Below are 1428 nucleotides of genomic sequence, written 5' to 3'. Positions count from 1 at the left end.
GCGCCCCGGTTACCGGCAATCCGGTCGTCGTGACCCTGACCAATGGCCAGACCATCACCATTCCAGTCGGTCAGAGCTCCGGCACCGCCACCGGCGTGGTCAGCAATGACGTTTACCAAGGCCATGCACCGGTCACCAACAGCATCAACAACGTGTCTGGTGGTAACTACGAGAACCTGGTTGCGGACAAAACCCAGGTCAGCACCAGCGTGAGCGATGTTCAGGACACCACCACGGTCACGTTGACCGCCACCCCGTCTGTAGCTGAGGGGGGCACGATCATCTACACCGCGACGGTTGGCGCTCCTGTGACGGGCACACCGGTGGTTGTAACTCTGGCCAACGGCCAAAGCATCACTATCCCAGTTGGCCAGAGTTCGGGTACCGCTACTGGCGCCGTGACCAATGACGTGTACCAGGGCCATGCCCCGGTTACCAACAACATCACCGCCGTCAGCGGCGGTAACTACGAAAACTTGGTGGCCAACACCGCCACGGTGAGCACTACGGTCACTGATGTTCAGGACACGACCACGGTTACCCTGACGGCTACGCCAAGCGTTGCCGAAGGCGGGACCATCGTTTACACCGCTACCGTTGGCGCCCCGGTTACCGGCAATCAGGTCGTCGTGACCCTGACCAATGGCCAGACCATCACGATTCCGGTCGGTCAGAGTTCCGGCACCGCTACCGGTGTCGTCAGCAATGACGTCTACCAAGGCCATGCGCCGGTCACCAACAGCATCAACAACGTGTCCGGTGGCAACTACGAAAATCTGGTCGCTGACAAAACCCAGGTCAGCACTTCTGTCACCGATGTGCAGGACACGACCACCGTCACGCTGACCGCCACGCCGTCTGTAGCCGAAGGCGGTACGATCATTTACACCGCCACGGTTGGTGCCCCGGTCACCGGCAGCCCGGTTGTGGTCAGCCTGGCCAACGGCCAGGCCATCACCATCCCGGTTGGCCAGAGTTCAGGCACCGCGACGGGCGCCGTGACCAATGACGTCTATCAGGGCCACGCCCCGGTCACCAATAACATCACCGCCGTCAGTGGCGGCAATTACGAAAACCTGGTGGCGAACACGGCCACGGTGAGCACCAGCGTCACCGATGTTCAAGACACTACCACCGTCACCTTGACGGCCACGCCAAGCGTTGCCGAAGGCGGGACCATCGTCTACACCGCGACGGTTGGCGCCCCGGTTACCGGCAACCCGGTCATCGTGACCCTGACCAATGGCCAAACCATCACCATTGCCGTTGGCCAAAGCTCTGGCACGGCTACTGGTGTCGTGAGCAATGACGTTTACCAAGGCCATGCGCCCGTCACCAACAGCATCAGCAACGTATCGGGCGGGAACTACGAGAATCTGGTGGCCGACAAGTCACAAGTCAGCACCAACGTTACCGATGTGCAGGACA

At 61.0% G+C, this 1428-nt stretch carries 1 protein-coding gene; it reads left to right on the top strand.

All coding sequences use genetic code 11. The features are described 5' to 3' along the window. Positions 1-1428: immunoglobulin-like domain-containing protein (locus F3J45_RS29530; protein WP_205300744.1), on the top strand; the 1428-nt coding region annotated here is incomplete at both ends.

It is taken from the genome of Pantoea sp. Ap-967, assembly GCF_011752565.1.
GTDB lineage: Bacteria > Pseudomonadota > Gammaproteobacteria > Pseudomonadales > Pseudomonadaceae > Aquipseudomonas.
The sequence above is the reverse complement of the archived record's forward strand: the minus strand, read 5'-3'. Positions and strand labels throughout refer to the sequence as shown.